Below are 22,462 nucleotides of genomic sequence, written 5' to 3' on the forward strand. Positions count from 1 at the left end.
ATTGTTCAGTTTTCAAAGGACCAAGTGTTGCTTTTTTCTTCTTCCGAACCAATGTGTTTCTCTCGGCCGGAATTAGAATATATCATGTTTTCGACCCTTTTGACAAGCTGTAATTTTTTCCAGCCGGTCGATTTCTTAATGAAATTTAATTGCTCTCATCATTAAGTTTTTTAAGGGCGAGATCTAATGTATCACGTTTCTCAAAACGAATCAACTACAATTTCTTCCACCTGAACTATCATAGTTTGATTTACTCTTTATATGTTCAAACAATCCACATTTTCGCACAAACCAATAACGCCAGCCCAGGAACGCCAAGAAAGCCTACTACCGCCACTGTCCCACCGTTAATCGGCAGATGAAAATGGTGTGCGACCCCGAACCGGTTTACCCCGTACAGCAACAAAGCGGCGACGACGATATGGAGCCCCACCTTGGCCAATCCATGAATCGATTGCCTGTTTTTAATTAAGATAGCCAAGAGAATCAAAAGCGATCCGGCAAAAACAATCCATATCCCCGTCCGCATTATGCCCACTCCAAGCTTGCCCAGTAAGGTGTGTTATCCCAGTCCATACGCTTTGCCTGCTGAAGCAATAGAGCGTACTTTTTCTCGGCAGCCGCCAAGGCGAAAATGGAAAAATCCACTTCCTCTCCTGATTCGCTGCCCCATTCAAAGCGGGCCCTGGCCGTTTCCCATAGCATATGCGCCTGACGGATTTCCTGGAGCAGCTCCAGTTTGTCCGGTTCGAGACTATTCATGATGATCTGCTTCCTGCGTTGAAACATGGTTCGTCCCCTCCTCCACTCTATTTCTAGATATAGTCGGGAACTCCGATTTTAGAACATGCCAATAGAATAAGAGGGGGATCAATTTAGAGACAAGCAAGTGGACACGGACTCGCTGAATCTATCCCTTGTTTAGCCGTCGCTGGTCGTAACAGACAATAAGGTCGCTCGGGAATAGTTCCGGGCGACCCTTTTTGCATTTCATATTTAGGTTACCTTACGATAATTTTTCTTTCACTGACTTACTGCATTTTCGGCACTGGGCTCAATCGTTTCCATGGTTTTCACCCTTGATTTGGATCTTCCGACAAATAAAAGAACGACAATCAATGCCAATGTTAGCATGCCTGCGCCGGATAACAGAGATGGAACTATATGATCCGCGAATCGATCCGGGCTTGTAATAGCCGAACCTGACTCGAAAATAAGGGTGCAGATCGCAATGCCGAAAACTCCGCCAAGCTCACGGGTTGCATTGCTTACGCCACTGGCCTCTCCCGCTGAAGAATCCGGTACGGAGGCAAGCACTCCATGAGCAAGAGGAGTAAAGCTTAGCCCCATTCCTGTACCCGCGATGATCATAAACGGCACGATATAAAGAAAGGGGAAATCCGCACCGCATGTCCCGATTACCAACGAAAAGCCGACAAGCCCAATGGCCTGCATGAATAATCCAGCCGAGAGAATGAAACGGGTGCCCAAGCGCGTGACCAAAAGACCTGCCAGCGGAGCCGCAATCATTGTGCATCCCGTCCATGCCATTTCCCGGGCGCCTGCACCCAGAGCCGAGTATCCCTGAGCCTGCTGCAAGAAAAGCGTAAGCAGAAAGATCGAGCCAAATATCCCTCCATTAAGCAGGAACCCTGTCATCATGAAGGCGGAATAGTCCCTTTTTCGAAACAGATTAAGCTGGACGAGAGGCTGCTTGCACATCCGTTCCCAGATAATGAACAGCACAAGGAGAATGATCCCGCCGGTGATGGAACCCAAAATGAAAAAGTCGCTCCAGCCATCCTTGTTTCCGTTTTGCAGGCCATAGATAATGCCGAATAGCCCTATAGCAAGAAGCAGAATGCCGAGTAAATCGACAGGTTGTTTCTCCCCTTTCATCTCCGGTAGCCATTTGAGTCCGAAAAGGAATGCCAAGACTCCCACAGGAACGTTAATCCAGAAAATCAATTGCCATGGAGCCCCCTCCAATATCAACCCGCCGATTAGCGGGCCGACAGATAACCCCAGTCCCGATATTCCCGACCAGATGCCCATGGCAGCAGCCCGCTTATCTTCGGGAAATGCACTGCTTACCAGGGTCAAGCTTAATGGAACAATCGAAGCGCCACCGATACCTTGCACCACCCGGGAAAAGATGAGCTGCATCGAATTAGTGCTGAGTCCCGAAAAAGCCGAACCTAGGGTAAACAGGATTACGCCCGTTAAAAAAATTTTCTTCCGCCCGAACCTTTCCCCCAGCAGACTGGATGGAATAAGCAGCACGGCAAAAGCAAGCGTGTATGCGTTCGTAAACCATTGCAGATCCGTTATCCCCGTTTCAAAGGATTTCTGAATCGACGGCAGTGCTACACCCAGCACCAGATTATCCAACATAGCCATAAACAGGGTGGCGCACGTGATGATCAACAGCCTCACTCGCGAAACAGTAAACATAGAATCACTCTCCACTTTGTTTATTTATTGATAAATAAATATAAATCCAAAAAAGAAGGCAAGGTTCACTAGTCAGCAGCGATACCTTGCCAGTAAAAACCCGACACGTTTATGTCCCTCGCTCAGCTATGATCTGGATCCTTATCAGAATCCCAAGGAAGCAGCTTCGGCATGTTCAAAGTTTCCGACATGGAAATAAGAAGGCCTATCGCAATAAAATTCCCAGCCATGTATCCCGGATTTAGAAACCCTGCATCCGAAAAACGGGTTTTCACGCGCTCAAAGACCGCATCGAACTCGTCTTTCACAAGCTCCCGGACAGCAGGTTCAGGCGTTGTGTAGGCCATCATAACGAGTAGAATTTCATTACGGTTGGTAGCAAGAAGACCCGAGAATGCATCTCCTAATGCTTCCACCAGTTTGTCTGCGGGTGCCTCCAACGCGGAGAACGTGTGGAGAACCCGCTCCGAGGCCCGCCGAAGAACGGCTAGATACAGTTCCTCTTTCGATCTAAAAAAGTGGAATACATAGGGCTGCGTCACCCCAATCGCGTTAGCCACTTGAGCCGTCGTCGTTTTATAGTACCCGTTCTCCGCAAATAACGCAGCTGCGGTATCGATGATCTGTTCTTTGCGGTTTGCGGCGACGTCATCTCTGCTGCTCAATTTCATATCACCTTACTCATTCGAAATTTATTTATCAATAAATAAATATCATTTTCTTTTCCCCATGTCAACCATTTTCTGGATCAAAACACAAAAAAAGATCGCCAATATCCTGGCCTAGCAGACAGGGTAACCGGCGGTCTTCTTTTTCATTCAGTTCAGCTCTCGTCGTCCTTCAAGAGCTTTGGTCAGCGTTACTTCATCGGCATACTCCAGATCGCCGCCTACAGGCAATCCATGGGCAATACGGGTTACTTTCAAGCCAAAAGGTTTCACGAGCCGCGATAAGTACATCGCCGTCGCTTCCCCTTCGATATTCGGATTGGTGGCAAGAATCAACTCCTGCACCCGATCGTCACTAAGCCGCTTGAGCAGTTCGGCAATGTAAATTTCATCCGGACCGATACCTTCCATGGGAGAGATCGCGCCATGCAGAACATGATAATAACCGTGAAATTCCTTCGTCCGCTCCATCGCCACCAGATCCTTCGGTTCTTGGACGACACAGATGACGGATGCATCGCGGCTTTTATCCTGGCAAACCCGGCATGGGTCCATATCAGTGATATTGCAGCAAACGGAGCAGTAATGCAGGTTCCGCTTGACGCTGATCAGCGCTTTGGCGAAATCCATCACATCTTCTTCCTTCATCCGCAGCACCTGAAAAGCCAGTCGGCTGGCGGTTTTGGGACCGATGCCCGGCAAACGGGTGAAGGCGTCGATCAGCTTCGCTATAGGTTCAGGATAATACAAGTGTCAGCCCTCTTTCCCATTGCAGCCTAAGCGGCATTTCCGTCAATTAAAACAATCCCGGGATTTTCATACCGCCGGTCAACTTGCCCATATCGTTATTCGCCAACTCATCCGCCTTACTCAACGCGTCATTGACTGCGGTTAACACTAGATCCTGCAGCATTTCCACATCATCAGGGTCCACCGCTTCCGGCTTAATGATAATGCTGGTGATTTTCTTGTGCCCATTGCAGGAAACCGTAACTACTCCGCCTCCAGCGGTTCCTTCCAACACTTTCGTTCCCAATTCCTCTTGGGCTTTCATCATTTGCTCCTGCATTTTCTTAACTTGCTTCATCATTTGATTCATATTGTTCATTGTCCATCTCTCCTTAGTTGATTATTGGTCTTCCTTGATTTTAACTAAATCTTCTCCAAACAGGCGAATGGCTTCATCTACCCATTCCTCGCGGGGAGCGGGCTCTTCTGGCTCTAACCGCAAGATTTCAGCTTCCGGCTTCTTCGCCGCCTCCGAGCCTCCCTCCAGCGCGTCCTGCCATTCATTCGCCATCGTCGTGGCTAGTGTAATCGCATGACCCAAAACCTCATGCATCGCCTGCTCAATGAGCTGCTTGTTTGCCGGTTTCTCCGTCGTTTCCCGATGCATGGCGCTGGTAAAAGCAAGAAGCAGTGTATCCTGATCAAAAGCGGCAGGAGTGCCGTTCACTAGCCAGGCATGGACAGTAATCTTCTTGTCCTTAACCTGAGCGAGCACTTGGCTCCATTTCGTTTTGATTTGGCGGAACAGTTCGGAATCCTGCTGACTGATAAACCGATCCAGCTTGGTCCGGCCTTTTAAAAGCGATACGCCTCCTGTAGAAGTCGCTCCTCCACTAGAGGCAGCCAGCCTGCTAGGTGACGCCAAGGACGATCCGTCAGAAGAAAACGCTGAGGGTTGGGCCGGGGCAGCTACTCCCCGCTCCATCAGCTTGGAAAGCTGCTGTTCCATCTGAGCCATCCGCTTTTGCAGCCGGGCCAGTTCACCCGCATCCGCTGCGGTTGCTGAAGAACCTTCTGCCCCGGACGGCTTTGTCTCCCCAATGATGCGAACAGCAAGCCCTTCAGCATCGTCCGACAAGCTGCACGCCTTCAAGACCGCCACCTCAAAAAGCGTCCGCGGTTGCGTAGAATACTTCATCTCCGATTGATAATGATTGAGGACATCAATAATCCGGAATAAAGCATCCGCTGTAAATCCAGCCGCTGTCTTCCGGTAATGGTCGGGATTGAGAATCCGCTCTGTAATCGCAGAAGACTCGGGAATCATGCGAATCATCAGAAGATCGCGAAAGAAATACAGAAGGCTCTCCATGCATTTATCCGGGCTTTTCCCCTCCTGCATGAACCCATCTACCGATTCCAGTGCCGCCCCCATATCCTTTTGCAAGAGCGCCTCCGCCAATTTGCCGAACTGCTCCGCTGCAACGCCCCCGGTTACCGAGATCACGTTCTCGTAGGTAACCTGGTTACCGGAGAATGAAGCGACTTGGTCCAACAGGCTGAGTGCATCCCGCATGCCGCCCTCCGAAAGGCGGGCAATCATCTGCAGCCCCTCTGGCTCAACTGTTATGCCTTCCTCCCGGCACACCCGTTCCAAATGGGAGATTTGTTCCTCGAGCGGTACCCGACGAAAATCAAAACGCTGGCAACGGGAAACAATCGTGGCAGGTAAACGGTGAGGTTCCGTTGTGGCCAGAATAAACATAGCATGCTCCGGAGGCTCCTCCAGCGTTTTCAGCAATGCATTGAAGGCTTCCGTAGTCAGCATATGAACTTCGTCGATAATATAAACCTTGCGCCGCACTTCCGTGGGAGCGTATTTTACTTTATCCCGAAGATCACGGATCTCGTCAACGCCCCGGTTAGAGGCGGCATCGATCTCAATGACATCGACGACCGAACCTTCCGTCATTCGGCGGCAAGCTTCGCACTCGTTGCAAGGCTCTGGAGCCGGCCCCCGCTCGCAGTTGACGGCTTTTGCGAGCATGCGGGCCGCGCTCGTCTTCCCGGTCCCCCGAGGGCCGCTGAACAGATAAGCGTGACTGATCCGGTTTTCCCGCAAGGCGTTTTGAAGCGTCCGTACAATCGGACCCTGACCGGCGATATCGCCAAAGGTCTGGGGCCTCCACCTTCTATATAATGCAATATGTGCCATCTTTCCCTCGCTTTCCTGAAGTACCCTTCCCATTGAAGAGTAGGTTTCAGGCGACTGCTGTTCTTCTCATATTCACTAACGCCTGCAACTGCGGCCTATGTGTCTAAGAATCCCCTTCATTAATGGATTCTATTATACTATACTCCACAACCCAATGAAACCGACTCTCCCTTTCTACTCCATAGATGCTTTTTACCAAGGATAAACCGCTGACGCCTTCCTATAAATACTTAATGCGAAAAAAAACAGCCCGCTTCCGGGCTGCTATTCAATCTTGATATGAAAATGGAAATTGGGGCACACATGCTATTAAGGATACGGCAACGATACGGTAAATGTCGTTCCAAAACCTTTTGAACTGACGCGGATCACCCCGCCCATATCATGAATGATCCGTTGGCATACAGAAAGTCCCAATCCGGTACCGTCCTGCTTCGTCGTGAAGAATGGATCAAAAATTTTATCGATGAGAAAATGGGGAATACCTGGGCCGGTATCGTGAATTTCGATCAGCACGCATCTTTCCTCGCCATCCCATTTTTCCGTAATCGTTAGGGTTCCGCTGTCACCCATCGCTTCGATGCCGTTTTTGGAAATATTCAAAAAAACTTGCATCAGGAGTTCCTTATCCGCGATCACTTGAGGCAAGTCCGCACACGGTTCAAAATTGACCACGACACGGTGTAAAATCGCTTCATTATGGATGATGGGCAAAATTTCACGGACGGCGGCACCGATGTCCATAGGGATGTATTTGACATCGCGGCGTTTGCTGAGAAGCAGAAATTCGCTGACCAAATCATTAATCCGGCTGAGTTCCGTCAGCATAATTTCCACAAACGTCTGCTCTTTCTCCATTTTCTTATCGATAAACGTCGTACGTAGGATTTGTAGAAAACCTTTTATCGAGGTCAGAGGGTTGCGAATTTCATGGGCTGTTCCGGCGGCAATCTGCCCGATCATCGCCAGGCGGTCACTGCGCTTCACCTGCTCTTCCAAGGAACGCAAGTTGGTTACGTCTTTAAACAGCAGATATGCTCCCACCGTCTCGCCATTTCGATCCTTTAACAAACTGGAATCCAGCAGCAGTTCAAAACGGTCATCCCCGGAGATCCACGAAACCGCATGATTGCGCATAACGATCCCGTCAAAAATCGAACGATTGACCAACTGGTGCTCAGCAGGCAAAAAAGAGAAAACATCATCCATGGGGCGGCCCAGCGCCCGATCCCGTTCGAGTCCGAGAATACGGCAGGCCGTATCGCTAATATCCACCAAGGCGAATGAAGTATCGATGAGAATAACGCCAAGATTGACATCCTTCACAAACGTACCGGCGAATTGCTGAAGCAGGTTCAAGTCCATCTCGTGGCACAGATTTTCAAATACGTAAAACTGATACCTTCCTCTCGCTTCCCCTTGTGAAAAAATATCAAAAGCCATGCATCGGCACGCAACGGGTTCTCCTATCATGCACCTTAACTGAACCTCGTGCCCTAGGGGTATAGAGAGCATTTCGTCTCCAAAACTGGGAAAATCCGCACCTGAAACAAACACCTGATCGGCCCGTTGTCCGTTTAAAAATCCAATGTCGTAGCCCAGGAAGAGACACAGCGACGGGCTTGCGGCAATGGTCCATCCATCCTCATCAACCAGCAGCATCGACTGTTGGTTACAGGAGTTAATATATCCAATCAAGGGGTCCAACTGTAACGTCAGAATATGATCAAGCGGTGACGGCAACGGGTTTACCTCCCCAAGAAACGAAAAGATCTCTCTTGCCTTTTTTTCGAAATTTCCGGTAAACAACACTTAACATGTATAAAATTCTCCTTTCTCTTGCAATTTCCTCCCCTCTCTCAACTTATTTCTTTATTTAGCAAATAATAACAAAATAACACCCTCAGCATTAGACATACTGAAAGGTGTTATGGTTCCTACAATTATTTAAATAAGAAAACCATCTTTCGACGTACATTCAAAGAAGATAGACCGCGTTTAGCGGACGTTTTTCTTGTGATATCAGGAAGATTCTACACCGAAGTTTATACTTTCTGATATCATCATAAAGTGCCGTGCACCTGTCATTGATCGTTGCGATCCAAGCGGAACACTTACCGTTAGCTCGAGCTAGGCTTCCCCTCGGCACATGGATCGTTTCGCTTACGGCTGCTTCCTTCCGGACCTGACCGGGTTCACGAATACCCATTGCGAAGGACCCGGCTGTCAACACTACGTATAAGCGTCGGACCTTACATCGACAAGACCTCTGACAGGAATTCAATCCCGCTATAGCGGATTGCGGGTTACAGGGCACCGCTACCTCCCCATCTAGCACGGTAAAAAATATTATACAACACGAGAGCCCCATACCGCAACCGTCACCAAAAACTGTCACAGCTGAAGCCCTGAAATTCGCGACGGAGAAATAAAAAACCTTCCCAGGCGATTGCCGAAGGAAGGTTTTAATGGGATTAGATACCGTATTTCTTCTTGAACTTGTCCACACGGCCGCCGGCGTCGATAAACTTTTGCTTGCCCGTGAAGAACGGGTGGCAGTTGGAGCAAATTTCAACGCGCACGTTCGGCTTAACGGAACCTGCTTCAAAGGTGTTGCCGCAAGCGCAGGTAACGGTCGTCACTTGATACTTCGGATGAATGCCTTCTTTCATTTCTTTCACCTCTTTTGCCCTGGATCTTTGTTAGCGACCCAGAGTTGTCTGGACACATAACGGGATTATATCACAGGAAAATAACTTATTGCAAGAATAAAGAACTGCACTTTCCAAATCCCGCAGTGGAAAGTTTATCAATTAGCGGCTTGAGCGGTTGCCGGAACGAAGATCGGCCGCCATTTTTCGTAATAGACCAGAAGGCGTATGGGTATAGGACCCGATGGCAACATCCGGCAGTTCCTCCCGGTATATATCGATCATCTGCTTCATCCCGATGATTTCGCCTTTTGCCGGCGGGATGAGCTTCAGATAGCTTTCCGGGTCAATATTCAAATTGCGCATTTGAATGAGTTTGACGCCGGTTCGACGAATGAAGCCAATCATGGCCTCGATTTCCTCCTCCCGGTCGGTTACACCAGGGAAAATCAAGTAATTAATGGAAGTGACAACGCCTTTATCCGCAGCATAGCGAGTAGACTTTTCTACATTTTGCAGCGTATAACGGCGGGGCCGATAGTAGGCGTTATAATGATCATCCAGCGCGCTAATGGTACTGACCCGCATCAGTTGCAAGCCTGCATCCACGATGCCGCGAATATGATCTGTCAACCCTGCGTTGGTATTTATATTAATGTAACCATTATCCGTCTGTTCGCGCACACGGCGGATCGCCTCAATGATGAGAGGAGCCTGAGTGGAAGGCTCACCTTCACAGCCCTGACCGAAGCTGATGATCGCCTCCGGCGTCTTCAAATGCTCGAGCATGATCTGCACCACTTCGTCCGCGGTCGGACGGAATTGCAGCCGGGTTTGGGGAGCCGGAAATTCACTGTCGTCTGGCTGCTCGGATATGCAGCCAAAACAGCCAGCATTGCAGGAATAAGAGACGGGAACCGCACCCTCCAAACGCTGGAGGAAGGTATTGGACGCGGTCAAACACTCGTAGCCGAGAGCGCAATGGGACAAATGCTGATAAAGCCGGTTGTCCGGATAACGTTCCGTCAGCAACTTAACCCCCGCTTCCAGCTTATCCGTATCGCAATTCAGCGGGTTCCATGGTTCCGGATCATCGCTTTCTCGGGCAGCGACATAAAATCCGCCGTCCTTCCAAACAACGGCGGTATAACCGAAGAGCGGCAGAACGGAACTTTTGTCCGCTTTGATATACCCCGGCAGCAATAAGCGAGTGAAGCCTTGGGGCAGCAGAGCGCCAACCGCTTCATACTCACCGGGAAGCAGCATCATTTCACCGCTTTCCGGATCCATACAGGCAGGCCGCGTCCCCGGCAGCCCAACGAGGGTCGCTCCCTCCGGCAGGGGAATAAGCTCATCTTCCATAATTTCCGCGATCATATCCGCGCTTCGGCCCAAACCGTAATAGTCGGGATGGTCATAAACCCTCCCTTGTCCATCTGCGTATACCAGATTCATGATTCATCCCCCTTCAAAGGTGTCGGTTCAAGGTACGGCAGGTGTTCTAGGCTTGCGAACGACCGGCTGAGCCGGTGTCTTTTTGGCCGATGTCTCTAAAGAATCGAGAAACTCCTGGTTGGTCTTGGCATCTCCCAGCTTTTTCAGGAAGCCTTCGGTGAACTCATGGGATTCCTGCATATTTTTACGCAGCGCCCACACCTTCTCCAATTCTTCCCGGGTCAGCAGCATCTCTTCGCGGCGGGTGCCCGACCTGCGGATATCGATGGCCGGGAAAATGCGCCGTTCCGCCAGCTTGCGGTCAAGATGCAGCTCCAGATTACCGGTACCTTTAAATTCCTCATAAATGACGTCGTCCATACGCGAGCCCGTTTCAATCAAAGCTGTTGCCAGGATGGTCAAGCTGCCGCCTTCTTCAATATTCCGGGCAGCCCCAAAAAACCGTTTTGGCCGGTGGAATGCACCTGGGTCAATACCGCCGGACAACGTCCGTCCTGAAGGAGGAATGACCAGATTATACGCCCGAGCCAAGCGGGTAATGCTGTCCAGCAGGATAACGACATCCTTCTTGTGCTCGACTAAACGCTGGGCACGCTCCAATACAAGCTCCGCAACTTTGATATGATTTTCTGGCAACTCGTCGAAGGTTGACGCCACCACTTCGCCCCGCACAGAGCGCTGCATATCGGTCACTTCTTCTGGCCGCTCGTCAATCAATAAAACAAACAGCTCGATTTCCGGATAGTTATCCGAGATGCTGTTGGCGATTTCTTTCAGGAGCAGCGTCTTCCCTGCTTTCGGAGGTGCAACGATAAGTCCACGCTGTCCTAATCCGACGGGGCTCAAAAGATCCATGACACGGGTGGAAAGGCGGGAGGGGCTTGTCTCCAAAACCATTTTCTTCTGAGGATAAAGCGGAGTAAGAGCCGGGAAATGCAGGCGTTCCGCAGCGGTTTCCGGCTTTTCGCCGTTTACCGCTTCCACCTGCAGGAGCCCGAAGTACCGTTCATTCTCTTTAGGCGGCCGGCATTTGCCGGATACCATGTCGCCGGACCGCAAATCGAACTTGCGGATCTGCGACGCCGAAATATAGATGTCTTCCGAACTGGGCAAATAATTAATGGGACGAAGGAAGCCAAAGCCTTCGGAAAGGATCTCCAGGACACCTTGCATAAACATCAGGCCGCCCTTTTCCGCCTGGGCACGTAGGATGGCAAAGATCAGTTCCTTCTTCTTCATCTGCCCGTAATAGGGAATCTGGTGTAGCTTGGCCAGCTTATAAAGCTCCGTCAGCTTCAGCCCTTCCAGTTGGGCCAGCTGCAAATCGTTTTGACTCATTACACCACCACACTTAATTAATATTTTTTACTTTCTATTCTATCCACTATTTCCGCCATATTTCGGCGCCCATGCGAGATAAATTTTCAACGAGACGATCATAGCCCCGGTCGATATACTCCACGCCGGAAATTTCCGTAATCCCGCCCGATGTAACCGTCAAGGCGGCGACGACAAGAGCCGCTCCGGCCCTGAGATCCGTCGCTCTTACATCGGCAGCGTAAAGAGGACCGCCCTCCACGATGGCCGATCGGCCTTCCAGTTTGATATTAGCCCCCATACGAGTCAATTCTGGCACATATTTAAACCGGCTGCTGTAAACATAATCCGTCAGGATGCTGGTTCCTCTCGATTGCGTGAGCAAGCTGCACATCGGCGACTGAATATCCGTGGCAAAACCCGGGTAAACTAGAGCCCTGACATCCACCGGCTCATATTCCGGCCGTCCGATAACCCGAATCGCTTCATCCTGTTCCTCAATATGCACGCCCATTTCCAGAAGCTTGGCCGATATCGCCTCCAAATGCTTCGGGATGACGTTATCCACCAAAACATCTCCCCGCGTAGCGGCGGCAGCAATCATATACGTGCCGGCCTGTATCCGGTCGGGAATGATGGAATGGCGGCAGCCATGCATTTCGTTTACGCCTTCAATACGGATGGTTTCTGTTCCTACACCGATAATTTTGGCGCCCATGGAATTAAGCAGGGTTGCCACATCTATAATTTCAGGCTCTTTCGCCGCATTTTCGATAATTGTGACGCCTTTGGCGCGGGACGCCGCAAGCATGATGTTAATGGTTGCTCCGACGCTAACAACGTCGAGATAGATTTTGGCTCCCCGAAGTTCGGTAGCGCGGATGTGAATCGCCCCAGCCTCATTGCTAACTCTAGCACCCAAAGCCTCAAATCCTTTGATATGCTGATCGATAGGACGAGGTTCAAAATTACAGCCACCCGGAAGCCCGATAACGGCTTCGCCAAAGCGGCCTAATAGTGCGCCCATCAAATAATAGGAAGCCCGAAGTTTCTTGACATTTCCGTTAGGCATATGCACGGAGCGCAAGGCAGAAGGATCAATGATCATCTGATCATCCTTCCGTTCTACGGTTGCATTCAACTCTTCCAACAATTCCGTATAAATCGCGACGTCGCTTAAATCCGGCAAATTATCCAGGATAACCGTAGATTCCGCAAGGATGGCGGCAGGAATCAGCGCAACTGCGCTGTTCTTGGCTCCACTGATCGTAACTGTCCCGGAAAGAGGTTTGCCTCCCGCTATCAATAGTTTTTCCATCGAATCGAGCGTCCTCCTAAAGTGGCGCTGCCCAAGGATAAACGGCTACCGCAGTCCATAAAAGACGAGCAACGTTTACCGTAGCGGCATAAGGCTAAGTAAAGTGAAACTTATACTTTCTTATAGAGAGAAAAGCTTTAGCCGCCCCTGACAAGGGGCGGCATTGTTTCCCCGTAGCTGCCGGCATGCCGGCTTACGTTTGTATTATAAGCACTTGCGAATAATGCAGGTTGATGAAGGAAAAAACACCGGGTTCCGATGTTTTTCCATAAGCGTTTCTTTTATGTTATAAAACTTCCGGCAAAATTATGACGACCTTAGGCTTTGCCTACGCTGCCGAACAGTTCGATCTTGCCTTTAACCACTTCAACCATGGCGTTGCGTGCCGGGGTCAGGTATTTGCGAGGATCATATACCTTCGCGTCTTTGCCCAGAACTTCACGGATAGCGGCGGTAGCAGCCACTTGGTTTTCGGTGTTGACGTTGATCTTGGTTGCGCCGGCTTTGATGGCGTTCTTGATCATGTCGTCCGGTACGCCGGATCCGCCGTGCAGCACGATGGAGATCGGCATAGCAGCAGCTACTTCTTCGATGATGTTGTAGTGGATGTGCGGTTCGCCGGCATACATGCCGTGAGCGGTACCAACAGCGATAGCCAGAGCGTCAACGCCGGTTTCTTCGTAGAAACGGATGGCTTCAGCCGGCTTAGCCAAGCTTGCGTTTTCTTCGTCAACGGAGAGATCGTCTTCCGTGCCGCCGATGGTGCCAAGCTCGCCTTCAACGGATACGCCCATAGCGTGAGCTACTTTAACGATTTCCTTGGTCAGACGGATATTGTCTTCGAAAGAGTGGTGGGAACCGTCGAACATTACGGAGCTGAAGCCAGCGCGAATACATTTCATCGCAACGTCAAAGTTGCTGCCGTGGTCCAAGTGCAGGGCAATGGGAAGGCCCGTTTGCTTAGCAGCCGCTTCAGCAAGAGCAACCGTGTATTCAATCCCCATGTATTTCAAGGCGCCTTCGCTAACCCCGAAAATAAACGGAGAGTTCAGTTCTTTGGCAGCTTGCGCGATCGCTTGGGCAAACTCCAGGTTGTTCATGTTAAATTGACCTACTGCGTATTTTCCTGCTTTCGCTTGCGGCAGGAATTCGTTCATTGAAACGAGTGGCATGATCTCATCCTCCTGATTTTGCTTTTTATCATATAGTTGGCGCGTCCCGCGAACAGTTTCCCATAGATCCGTTCCGCGGCTCGGTCAGACTTGTCTATTATAGCATAGCCATAGGACAAGCAAAAGAAACAATCACATGAAATCATATCGAGCCTGGTTCACGCCAAGAAAAACTCTATCGACGTACATTCAAAGAAGACAGACCGCGTGAAGCGGTCATTTATTTTGCGATATCTGGAAGCCATATCTTCGAAGCTTAGCTTATACTTTCTGATAGCTAATAAAAAAGCCTCCGGCTACTGCCGAAGACTGAATGAAAAGCCCTATGATGCGGAGGAAGAAGGAGCATTCAAATGGAAATTTACGGCGGCGCGCAATTCATCAATGTCGAAGGGTTTGGTAAAATGCATGAGGGCGCCTAGATCAGTCGCTTCCTTGATCATATCGAGTTCGCCGTAAGCGGTCATCATGATGACATTCAGTGTCGGATCATGCATCTTGATGTGCTTCAATATCTCCAGACCGTCCATCCCCGGTATCTTCATATCCAAAAGAACCAGATCGGGCGAATCCCTCTTCACGATTTCGATGGCCATCTTCCCGTTCGATGCTTGAAAGGTTTCATAGCCCTCGCTTTTGAAAACCTCCATCAGAAGCACCCTTATTCCATTCTGGTCATCCACAATCAATAGCTTCTTCTTTTCCAACCTTCGCCCTCCTCCAGCAAGGAATTCAATCCCAGCGCTTTCATCTGGGTATTCGACAAGCGGCCATGAATTCCTTCCACAATTTGGGAGCCAGAGCGATTTTATGAGATTTTTTTATCGATTTGAACGATTACTTGTCTTGTTTGAATGCAGCTCCGACAAATTCACGGAACAGCGGCTGCGGACGGTTCGGGCGGGAAGTGAATTCCGGATGGAACTGCACAGCCAAGAACCACGGGTGATCCGGAAGCTCGATCATTTCCACGAGACGGCCATCGGGCGATGTACCGCTGATGATGAAGCCAGCATTTTCGAATTGCTCCCGGTATTGGTTGTTGAACTCATACCGGTGGCGATGACGTTCGTATACCAACTCATCTTTATAGCATTGTTCCGCCAAAGTTCCGGGAGCAACTTTACAAGGATAGAGACCGAGACGCATCGTTCCACCCATGTTTTCGATGTCCTTTTGCTCCGGCAACAAGTCGATGACCGGGTAGTTCGTGGCCGGATTGATCTCGGAGCTGTTGGCGCCGTCCATGCCCAGGATGCCGCGGGCAAACTCGACAGTGGCCACTTGCATGCCCAAGCAGATGCCGAAGAACGGCACTTTCTTTTCCCGGGCATATTTAATGGCGATAATTTTCCCTTCGATTCCCCGATCGCCAAAACCGCCTGGAACGAGGACGCCTTGCACGCCGCCGAGGAGTTCGTCTACGTTGTGCTCATAGACATCTTCTGCGTTCACCCAACGGATGTCTACTTCCGTGTTATGATCAAAGCCGGCGTGGGCCAAAGCCTCGACAATACTGAGATAAGCGTCATGCAGCGCTACATATTTGCCGACTATGGCAATTTCCGTACGGTGCTCCAGCTTTTTCACCCGGGCGACCATGGCTTCCCAATCGGACAAGTCCAGCTCCTTGGCGTTCAGTTGCAAATGCTTGATGGCGATTTCGTCCAGCTTTTGATCGCGCATCATCATCGGCAGTTCGTACAACGTTTCAGCGTCCAGCGCTTCCACCACGCTACCGGCGTCGATATCACAGAAAAGAGCGATTTTCTTTTTCATATCTTCCGTTAACGGTTTTTCCGTACGGCAGACGATGACATTCGGTTGAATACCGATGCTGCGCAGTTCCTTGACGCTGTGCTGGGTCGGCTTCGTTTTCACTTCGCCCGCCGCCTTCAAATAAGGAATCAGCGTAACGTGGATATACATGACGTTTTCCCGGCCGATATCGCTCTTGATTTGACGAATCGCTTCCAGGAAAGGCAAGCTTTCGATATCGCCAACAGTGCCACCGATTTCCGTGATGACTACGTCGGAGCCGGCTTCTCGCCCAGCCCGATAAACGCGCTCTTTAATCTCGTTGGTGATGTGTGGAATGACTTGCACGGTGCCGCCAAGATACTCTCCCCGGCGCTCTTTCGTAATGACAGAAGAATAGATTTTGCCCGTGGTGACGTTGCTGTTCTTCGAAAGATTGATGTCAATGAAGCGTTCATAATGGCCCAAGTCCAAATCCGTTTCCGCGCCATCGTCCGTTACGAATACTTCCCCGTGCTGATAAGGACTCATGGTTCCCGGGTCTACGTTTAGATACGGATCAAATTTCTGAATGGTTACTTTCAGTCCCCGATCCTTAAGCAGCCGGCCCAAGGATGCCGCCGTTATTCCTTTACCCAGCGAAGAAACAACCCCGCCTGTCACAAAAATGTATTTCGTCATTACAAAATAACCTCCCGTACGTATTCGTGGATAGCGGCTTTGTTTGTGCACCGTTTACTTTACAAGGAAAAACGGCTTGCGCCGTCAAACTCAAAGAATCAGGTTTCCCTAATATCCGGCAATTATAAATTGCCAGAAAAACAAAAAAGTGACACCCGTAGAAACGGGGCACTTTTCATTATAAGTATTCGGTTCGTTGTTCATACGTTTAGCCCATGCAATAGTTTACATTGTTGCCTATGCACTGTCAAGGGTACAAATCAGGAAGAAAAAATCAATCTTCATCCTCTTCGTCGCCTTCGAACAAATCCTCTTCTTCTTCCTCTTCTTCGGCTTCATCCGTCGCTTCTTCATCCAGATCGACGTCTTCCGCTTCCTCATCGTCTTCTTCACCCGGGAAGAATTCCTCTTCTTCTTCTTCTTCCTCTTCAGCGCTTTCGCGGTCCTCGTCAAAGGAATCGAATTCATCTTCCTCGCCGCTGAAGGAGTCTTCTTCTTCCGGAAATGTTTCTTCTTCGTCGAGGTCGTCTTCCTCGTCGTTTATGATGCGAGGCCGTTTGCCGCCCAAGGCATCGTCCGCTTTATTGTCTACAGGATACCAGCGTTTCAGTCCCCACAGATTGTTGCCGACGCAAGCAAAGCGTCCGTCTACGTTGATTTCGGTATACAACTGGGCGATAACGCCACGGATCTCATCATCGGAAAACCCTTTATACTTCGCAACCTCAACCATCAAATCCCGATAGTAAAAAGGCGTGTTGGCTGCTTTCAATACGAGGAATGCCAGATCAACCATCGGCATTTCCCTGGTTTGTTCCATGGGAATATTCAGATCTTTATATTTTGGTTCGCTCAACGAGAACACATCCCCTCAGATCATTTCATGACAGCAAAATCTTGCCCATTATCAACATATAGTTAAACCTATTTTAGGAAAAAAAGCAAGAACGGACAAGCCAGCTCAAAAGGAAAGCGGGGAAAGACTCCCCGCAGCGACTGTATCCTCTCGGACGGACCGAAGCCCGCGGCATGTAACGAAGGGTCCGAGATTCCCCTCCCTATATCTTATGCGTTGCCTTTCTCAACGCGACGGGAAAGCGTCCAAATCATTGCAATAAGGGCAATCATCTCAATCCATAGTCGATTTTCGGACATACGATGTATGCAGAATATGCGCATCATTTTAGCTTCCGCCCATCTTGTGCCGGCAGCAAAGGGAGGGGAGATTCCAGTGTCCGAAAAGGAACGGATCTGCTACATCAGGGAGAAGCTCCTTGATATCCGGAATTCTGCATGCTCCTTCGAGAGCGGCCTGTTGCATGCAGTCACAGGCGACTTCGATGCATCGGAAATGAACGCCTTGCCCCAGTCGCCGCTATGGCCAAACCGCGAGTTTCCCTTACCCTATCCCTTGCAATCGTCATCCTTCGTCATTCCTCCGGAAGGCCGCTGGGTTCCTTGGGGAATCGACGAAATCAAGGCGCCTTCCGTTTGGAAAAAAACAGCCGGTCGATCCGTCAAAATTGCGGTAATCGACACCGGCATCGACTTCAACCATCCGGATCTGAAAAATGCGGCGGTCGGCGGAATCAACCTGGTCAACCGTCATCTGCCGCCGATAGACGATAATGGCCACGGCACGCATATCGCCGGCACCATCGCCGCCGCCAACCGCAGATCCGGCATCACGGGTGTTGCCCCACAAGCTCTTATTTATGCCGTCAAAGCCTTTGACTATAACGGCACCGCTTACGTCTCCGATATCATTCAAGGCATCGAATGGTGTGTTCGCAACCAAATCGATATTATCAATATGAGCTTTGGCATGAAATCGGGTAGTCCGGCTCTGGAAAGTGCTATTCGTTCCGCTTATACCGCCGGAACCGTCATTGTCGCCTCATCCGGCAATGAAGGCAAAACCGCTGAGATCGATTATCCCGCCCGTTATCGCCATGTCATTGCCGTAGGAGCAACAACAAAACAGCGCAAGGTCGCGCCTTTCAGCAACCGAGGCAAACGAATCGACATCTATGCGCCTGGCGACCGAATCGTATCCACCTGGCCCAACAACCGGTACCACGAACTGAGCGGAACCTCGATGTCCACCTCTCATGTATCCGGCGTCATCGCACTCTTGCTCGCCCTCAGACCGAATTTGAAGCCCCGTTCCATCAAACAATTGCTTATGAAGAATGCAACAGCCGTCACCATCAAAAAACGTCCAGCCACAGCAGGCGAAGTCAACGCTCAACTGTGTCTAAACGCTTTGCTTTCCAAATAGATAGACCCGTTCACATGATATCCCTCTTTCAAGCGGGCTGGATTTGAATGTCCAATAGGAAAAATCCAGCCCGCTCCCCTGCCAAATGCATCTCATAAGACCAACGGATCCGGCCCACCCCTTCGTCCAGTTCCACCTGAACATCCTCGGTCCGGGTCGTCAATTGAAGATTGCCCTGCGGCGTCCGGTAGTAGCCGGGACGCGTTTCGCCGACGGCGAAGGTTTGCTCCGACTCCACATTCCCCTGGCGCAAAATCCGGATTTCCTCCGGACTGATCTTCAGCAGCGTAATCGTCCTGCCTATTCCCGGTTCATCCTCTTCGTAGCGGAAATATTGGCTCGCCCCTCGTACATAGCGGACTCCGGCAACCGTTTGCCGGATGGTTTCGTCCCCGTTGTTGCTGACGATCCGGAGTTTGACAGGTAATTTATCAAGCATGTTGGTTCATCTCCCATCCGGACTAATCCAGGCTCTTTCTGATCACCTGTATTATAGTCAAAGCCCGTAAAAATGCAAGAAAAGATGAGGGGGCGAACAAGCGCCTGAATATACTTCGCCAACTTTTTCCATACTAATAAAGTGGCAAACTTTTAATTTGGATGAAGTAAAAAACGCGGCGGCATTCGGGCTTCGGCTGGACATGCAAGGGGTCGTCAGGAGGGATGTATCATCGGCAACGATATGCGGCAGCGGCTGCTGGAGGAGGAAAAGAAATCCTCCTTTCTCATTCGGCGGATGATCGATATCAAGCGGTTTATCGTCTTTCTCTTTTCCGCGGCACTTGTGCTGGCGGCGGTTCTTGTGCTGGCTTTTCTCTATTTGCGCTCCCAGCCTCTGCCAGCTTCCTCCGTCCTGCAGAGTTCGCAAATCTTCGATGCAAACGGCACGCTCATCTCATCATTGGAAACCGGCCGCAATCAACAAGCCATCTCCTTGGATAAAATATCTCCTTATCTGATAAAAGCGACGTTGGACATCGAAGACCATCGGTTCTACGAACACCCTGGTATCGATCCGAAAGGATTGCTCCGGGCTGTCGTCACGGATGTCCGGCACCTCTCCATGGAGCAAGGCGCCAGCACAATCACCCAACAGCTGGCCCGAAATCTCTATTTAAGCCATGAGCGCACATGGACACGTAAAGTCAAAGAAGCGATATACGCCATTCAATTGGAGCTGCAATACAGCAAAAATCAGATCCTGGAACGCTATCTCAACCAGATTTATTTCGGCCATTCCGCTTATGGCGTTGAAGCAGCGGCGCAAATGTTTTACGGAAAACACGCGTCGGACCTGTCGTTAGCGGAAGCTACCTTAATGGCGGGCGTACCGAAGGGGCCCAAATATTATTCCCCTTACCTTAATATGGTCAATGCCAAGAGCCGGCAAAAGAACGTGCTCGACGCCATGGTCCGGTACGGCGATATCACCCGGCAGCAGGCTGATGAGGCCTACGCCGAAGATGTGCCTATCATCCCGGAAGAAAGCAGCAAGCAGCAGGCGGCAGCGCCTTATTTTCGCGACTATGTCCGTCAAATCGTTACTGAAAAGCTGCAGATCAGCGAACCCGTTTATGACAGCGGCGGGCTGAAAATCTATACCACCCTGGACCTCAGCGCTCAAAAAATTGCCGAAGACGAAGTAACCAAGCAGCTTGGAACATCCGACGGTCTGCAGGCGGCTCTCATCGCACTCGATCCCCGCACGGGTTATATCAAGGCGATGGTGGGAGGCAAGAATTATGCCGACAACCAATTTAACCGGGTATTCGCCGAATCCCGGCAGCCTGGTTCTTCCTTTAAGCCTATCGTCTACTTAAGCGCCCTGAGCGAAAATGTCTCGCCACTGAAAACCTATATGGACGAGCCGACGAATTTCCCCTATGACGACGGCAAAAAGACGTACACGCCCAACAACTACGGCAACGAGTACAGCTATGAAATGATGGATATGCGCAAAGCCATCTCGCTATCCAGCAACATATACGCCGTGCACACCCTAATGGATGTCGGGCCGGAAAAAGTCATCGACACCGCCCGTCGCCTCGGCATCACCAGCCATCTCGACCCACTCCCATCCTTGGCGCTGGGGACTTATCCTGTTAGCCCTTATGAGATGGCAGCTGCGTTTGCCAGCATCGCTAATCAAGGAGTGCGAGTCGAGCCCACCGCCGTGCTGCGCATCGAGGACAGCCGGGGCCATGTGATTTACCGCGCCCACCCGGAAAGCCACCGGGCAGCGGAGCCGGCTCAGGCATACGTACTGACCAGCCTGATGGAAAGTATTTTCGAGGAAGGCGGCACCGGCTACCGGGTTTCGAGCTTACTCAAGCGCACCGTCGCCGGCAAAACCGGAACTACCGATTCGGACGCCTGGATGGTCGGGTTCACCCCCGAGCTAGCCACGGCAGTCTGGGTCGGCTACGACCGCGGCCGCACCATCACTCCGGTGGAAGCCCATAAGGCCGCGCCTATTTTTGCCGGCTTCACGGAGCGAACTCTTGCCGATCTGCCGCCTGAACCTTTCGAAATACCGGAAGGCGTCGTGACGGTCTACGTCGATCCAGTCAGCGGCAAACTGGCGGGAAGCGGCTGCTCGGAATCCAAGCTGGAAGCATTCATCGCCGGGACAGAGCCGACGGAATATTGCTCCGATGGATCAGGCAGGCCGCCTTCCCCGCAAGGGGGGGCTCAATCCGGCCACAGCAACTGGTGGGAAGACCTCAAACGTTGGTGGAACGAATAAGCTTTCCCGCCCACTCTTTGCAGCAAGCCAAGAAGGCTTCTGCTGCCGGAGAAAGGAAATCGTCGTCTTTGCGGATATAGATCGATAAGGGGTGGGCCATCTCCACCCCTTTTACTTTGACTGCCGCAACCTGTTTGCCGGACAGGAAGTCCCAAGCCTCTAAACGGGAAACATAAGCCGCTCCGTATCCGGCGGCAACCGCCCGGATGATTTCCCTGAGCCCATTAAACTGAAGGCCGATTTCCGGTTCAGGCAGTCCGCGCGTCCAGCAAAGAGAAAACAGCCTTTCCCGGGCTGAGCTTCCCGGCTCCCGCAGGACAAAGGGCATTTTCAGGATTTGTTCGAGAGAAACCTCTTGCCCTGCCCAAGGGTGGCTGACTGGAACGACGAAAATCATTTCATCGGTCAACAGCAGAGTATGGCGGTATTCGGGCATCTCATGCAGAACGCCGCCGACAAATGCGATGTCCGCTTTATAGTTGTCTAGCCGAGAAAATACATCTCTCGTATTACCTGTATCCATGGTGATGGTTATGCCGGGATGATCCATTTTGAAACGAGCCAGCCAGCCCGGAAGCAAAACCGTCGCTGGAAGATAGGTCGCCGCAATCTGCAGCCTGCCTTGTTTTCCCGCCAGCCAATCCGACATCCTCCGTTCCGTCTCCTGTTCCACCGCCAACAACCTGCGCCCTTCCTCCGCCAGCAGTTCCCCTGCCTCCGTCAAGAGGATCCCTCTTCCTTTCGGCGCCAAAAGCCGCACTCCCAGCTCCTTCTCCAAATTCCGCACCTGGACCGTTACCGCCGGCTGACTCAGTAGTAATTCCTCTGCAGCCCGGGTCACGCTGCCTTTTTCAGCGACTCGGCAATAGATTTTCAATGCGTGTAGATTCACGATGATCAGCCCCTGTAATTCATTATTATTTTTAATGAAAAAAAGCAAAAAGATATATTTGTTTTATGATTATCTCCGGTCTATTCTAACAGAAAAGACCCGCATCCGCAGTAACGGATGGGGTC

Annotated in this window: 20 protein-coding genes and 1 other RNA gene; 2 read left to right on the plus strand and 19 right to left on the minus strand. The window is 50.8% G+C overall.

Annotated features, from left to right (window positions below):
- Positions 1–265: 265 nt before the first annotated feature.
- The 17 genes from TJ79_RS12020 to rpoE all read right to left on the minus strand — a co-directional run bounded on the left by TJ79_RS12020 (position 266) and on the right by rpoE (position 17,274).
- Positions 266–529, minus strand: a complete 264-nt coding sequence (locus TJ79_RS12020) for a pro-sigmaK processing inhibitor BofA family protein (RefSeq protein ID WP_040950561.1) — start codon at positions 527–529, stop codon at positions 266–268.
- On the minus strand, positions 529–789 hold the full coding sequence (locus TJ79_RS12025; protein ID WP_052339525.1) for a DUF2508 family protein: 261 nt from the start codon (positions 787–789) through the stop codon (positions 529–531). Before TJ79_RS12025 ends, TJ79_RS12020 begins: the two co-directional genes overlap by 1 nt.
- Positions 790–1,023: 234 nt before the next feature.
- Positions 1,024–2,454: an MFS transporter gene (locus TJ79_RS12030; RefSeq protein WP_040950562.1), complete on the minus strand. Its 1,431-nt coding sequence runs from the start codon at positions 2,452–2,454 to the stop codon at positions 1,024–1,026.
- A 122-nt stretch (positions 2,455–2,576) separates the two neighbouring features.
- The gene (locus TJ79_RS12035) at positions 2,577–3,119 is read right to left on the minus strand and encodes a TetR/AcrR family transcriptional regulator (protein ID WP_238322983.1); all 543 of its coding nucleotides are present in this window, start codon (positions 3,117–3,119) and stop codon (positions 2,577–2,579) included.
- 153 nt (positions 3,120–3,272) lie between these two features.
- Positions 3,273–3,872, minus strand: a complete 600-nt coding sequence (gene recR / locus TJ79_RS12040) for a recombination mediator RecR (protein WP_040950564.1) — start codon at positions 3,870–3,872, stop codon at positions 3,273–3,275.
- Between the two features lie 46 nt (positions 3,873–3,918).
- Positions 3,919–4,230, minus strand: coding sequence for a YbaB/EbfC family nucleoid-associated protein (locus TJ79_RS12045; RefSeq protein ID WP_040950565.1), 312 nt, complete (start codon positions 4,228–4,230; stop codon positions 3,919–3,921).
- Between the two features lie 21 nt (positions 4,231–4,251).
- Positions 4,252–6,066, minus strand: a complete 1,815-nt coding sequence (dnaX, locus tag TJ79_RS12050; RefSeq protein WP_040950566.1) for a DNA polymerase III subunit gamma/tau — start codon at positions 6,064–6,066, stop codon at positions 4,252–4,254.
- A gap of 309 nt (positions 6,067–6,375) precedes the next feature.
- Positions 6,376–7,809, minus strand: coding sequence for a PAS domain-containing sensor histidine kinase (locus tag TJ79_RS12055; RefSeq protein ID WP_238322985.1), 1,434 nt, complete (start codon positions 7,807–7,809; stop codon positions 6,376–6,378).
- Positions 7,810–8,139: 330 nt separating this feature from the next.
- Positions 8,140–8,406, minus strand: an RNA gene (ffs, locus tag TJ79_RS26665) — signal recognition particle sRNA large type.
- Between the two features lie 134 nt (positions 8,407–8,540).
- Complete coding sequence (rpmE, locus tag TJ79_RS12060) at positions 8,541–8,738, minus strand: 50S ribosomal protein L31 (protein WP_040950567.1); 198 nt, start codon at positions 8,736–8,738, stop codon at positions 8,541–8,543.
- A 141-nt stretch (positions 8,739–8,879) separates the two neighbouring features.
- Entirely contained in the window at positions 8,880–10,172 is a 1,293-nt protein-coding gene (locus TJ79_RS12065; protein ID WP_040950568.1) for a radical SAM family protein, read from the minus strand.
- A 27-nt stretch (positions 10,173–10,199) separates the two neighbouring features.
- Positions 10,200–11,510 carry a transcription termination factor Rho gene (gene rho / locus TJ79_RS12070; protein ID WP_052339526.1) on the minus strand — a complete coding sequence of 437 codons (1,311 nt, stop codon included), beginning with the start codon at positions 11,508–11,510 and terminating at the stop codon, positions 10,200–10,202.
- 46 nt (positions 11,511–11,556) lie between these two features.
- Complete coding sequence (locus TJ79_RS12075; protein WP_040950569.1) at positions 11,557–12,807, minus strand: UDP-N-acetylglucosamine 1-carboxyvinyltransferase; 1,251 nt, start codon at positions 12,805–12,807, stop codon at positions 11,557–11,559.
- A gap of 317 nt (positions 12,808–13,124) precedes the next feature.
- Positions 13,125–13,979, minus strand: a complete 855-nt coding sequence (gene fba, locus TJ79_RS12080; RefSeq protein ID WP_040950570.1) for a class II fructose-1,6-bisphosphate aldolase — start codon at positions 13,977–13,979, stop codon at positions 13,125–13,127.
- Positions 13,980–14,302: 323 nt separating this feature from the next.
- Positions 14,303–14,686, minus strand: a complete 384-nt coding sequence (locus TJ79_RS12085) for a response regulator (RefSeq protein WP_040950571.1) — start codon at positions 14,684–14,686, stop codon at positions 14,303–14,305.
- Between the two features lie 130 nt (positions 14,687–14,816).
- Positions 14,817–16,418 (minus strand): CTP synthase, encoded by a 1,602-nt coding sequence (locus TJ79_RS12090; RefSeq protein ID WP_040950572.1) that lies wholly within the window; start codon positions 16,416–16,418, stop codon positions 14,817–14,819.
- 274 nt (positions 16,419–16,692) lie between these two features.
- Positions 16,693–17,274: a DNA-directed RNA polymerase subunit delta gene (gene rpoE, locus TJ79_RS12095; RefSeq protein ID WP_420319387.1), complete on the minus strand. Its 582-nt coding sequence runs from the start codon at positions 17,272–17,274 to the stop codon at positions 16,693–16,695.
- A 315-nt stretch (positions 17,275–17,589) separates the two neighbouring features.
- Here rpoE and TJ79_RS12100 point away from each other — a divergent pair, with 315 nt between their 5' ends.
- Positions 17,590–18,699, plus strand: a complete 1,110-nt coding sequence (locus TJ79_RS12100; protein WP_238322986.1) for a S8 family peptidase — start codon at positions 17,590–17,592, stop codon at positions 18,697–18,699.
- A 28-nt stretch (positions 18,700–18,727) separates the two neighbouring features.
- Here TJ79_RS12100 and TJ79_RS12105 read toward each other — a convergent pair whose 3' ends face one another.
- Positions 18,728–19,138: a YwiB family protein gene (locus tag TJ79_RS12105; protein WP_040950573.1), complete on the minus strand. Its 411-nt coding sequence runs from the start codon at positions 19,136–19,138 to the stop codon at positions 18,728–18,730.
- Positions 19,139–19,381: 243 nt separating this feature from the next.
- On the opposite strand from TJ79_RS12105, the gene TJ79_RS12110 reads away from it, so the two are divergent.
- Positions 19,382–21,445: a transglycosylase domain-containing protein gene (locus tag TJ79_RS12110; protein WP_040950574.1), complete on the plus strand. Its 2,064-nt coding sequence runs from the start codon at positions 19,382–19,384 to the stop codon at positions 21,443–21,445.
- Here TJ79_RS12110 and TJ79_RS12115 read toward each other — a convergent pair.
- The gene (locus TJ79_RS12115; protein ID WP_040950635.1) at positions 21,423–22,337 is read right to left on the minus strand and encodes a LysR family transcriptional regulator; all 915 of its coding nucleotides are present in this window, start codon (positions 22,335–22,337) and stop codon (positions 21,423–21,425) included. The two genes, TJ79_RS12110 and TJ79_RS12115, sit on opposite strands and share 23 nt — an antisense overlap.
- Positions 22,338–22,462 lie beyond the last annotated feature (125 nt).

The organism is Gorillibacterium massiliense, from assembly GCF_000455485.1.
GTDB classification, from domain to species: domain Bacteria; phylum Bacillota; class Bacilli; order Paenibacillales; family NBRC-103111; genus Gorillibacterium; species Gorillibacterium massiliense.

Excerpts from the sequence above, each read along its gene's own strand:
- TJ79_RS12020 (WP_040950561.1), bottom strand. The coding sequence starts at position 529 with ATGCGGACGGGGATATGGATTGTTTTTGCCGGATCGCTTTTGATTCTC.
- TJ79_RS12025 (WP_052339525.1), bottom strand. The coding sequence starts at position 789 with ATGTTTCAACGCAGGAAGCAGATCATCATGAATAGTCTCGAACCGGAC.
- TJ79_RS12030 (WP_040950562.1), bottom strand. The coding sequence starts at position 2,454 with ATGTTTACTGTTTCGCGAGTGAGGCTGTTGATCATCACGTGCGCCACC.
- TJ79_RS12045 (WP_040950565.1), bottom strand. The coding sequence starts at position 4,230 with ATGAACAATATGAATCAAATGATGAAGCAAGTTAAGAAAATGCAGGAG.
- dnaX (WP_040950566.1), bottom strand. The coding sequence starts at position 6,066 with ATGGCACATATTGCATTATATAGAAGGTGGAGGCCCCAGACCTTTGGC.
- rpmE (WP_040950567.1), bottom strand. The coding sequence starts at position 8,738 with ATGAAAGAAGGCATTCATCCGAAGTATCAAGTGACGACCGTTACCTGC.
- TJ79_RS12065 (WP_040950568.1), bottom strand. The coding sequence starts at position 10,172 with ATGAATCTGGTATACGCAGATGGACAAGGGAGGGTTTATGACCATCCC.
- rho (WP_052339526.1), bottom strand. The coding sequence starts at position 11,510 with ATGAGTCAAAACGATTTGCAGCTGGCCCAACTGGAAGGGCTGAAGCTG.
- TJ79_RS12075 (WP_040950569.1), bottom strand. The coding sequence starts at position 12,807 with ATGGAAAAACTATTGATAGCGGGAGGCAAACCTCTTTCCGGGACAGTT.
- fba (WP_040950570.1), bottom strand. The coding sequence starts at position 13,979 with ATGCCACTCGTTTCAATGAACGAATTCCTGCCGCAAGCGAAAGCAGGA.
- TJ79_RS12090 (WP_040950572.1), bottom strand. The coding sequence starts at position 16,418 with ATGACGAAATACATTTTTGTGACAGGCGGGGTTGTTTCTTCGCTGGGT.
- TJ79_RS12100 (WP_238322986.1), top strand. The coding sequence starts at position 17,590 with ATGCGCATCATTTTAGCTTCCGCCCATCTTGTGCCGGCAGCAAAGGGA.
- TJ79_RS12105 (WP_040950573.1), bottom strand. The coding sequence starts at position 19,138 with ATGCTTGATAAATTACCTGTCAAACTCCGGATCGTCAGCAACAACGGG.
- TJ79_RS12110 (WP_040950574.1), top strand. The coding sequence starts at position 19,382 with ATGCGGCAGCGGCTGCTGGAGGAGGAAAAGAAATCCTCCTTTCTCATT.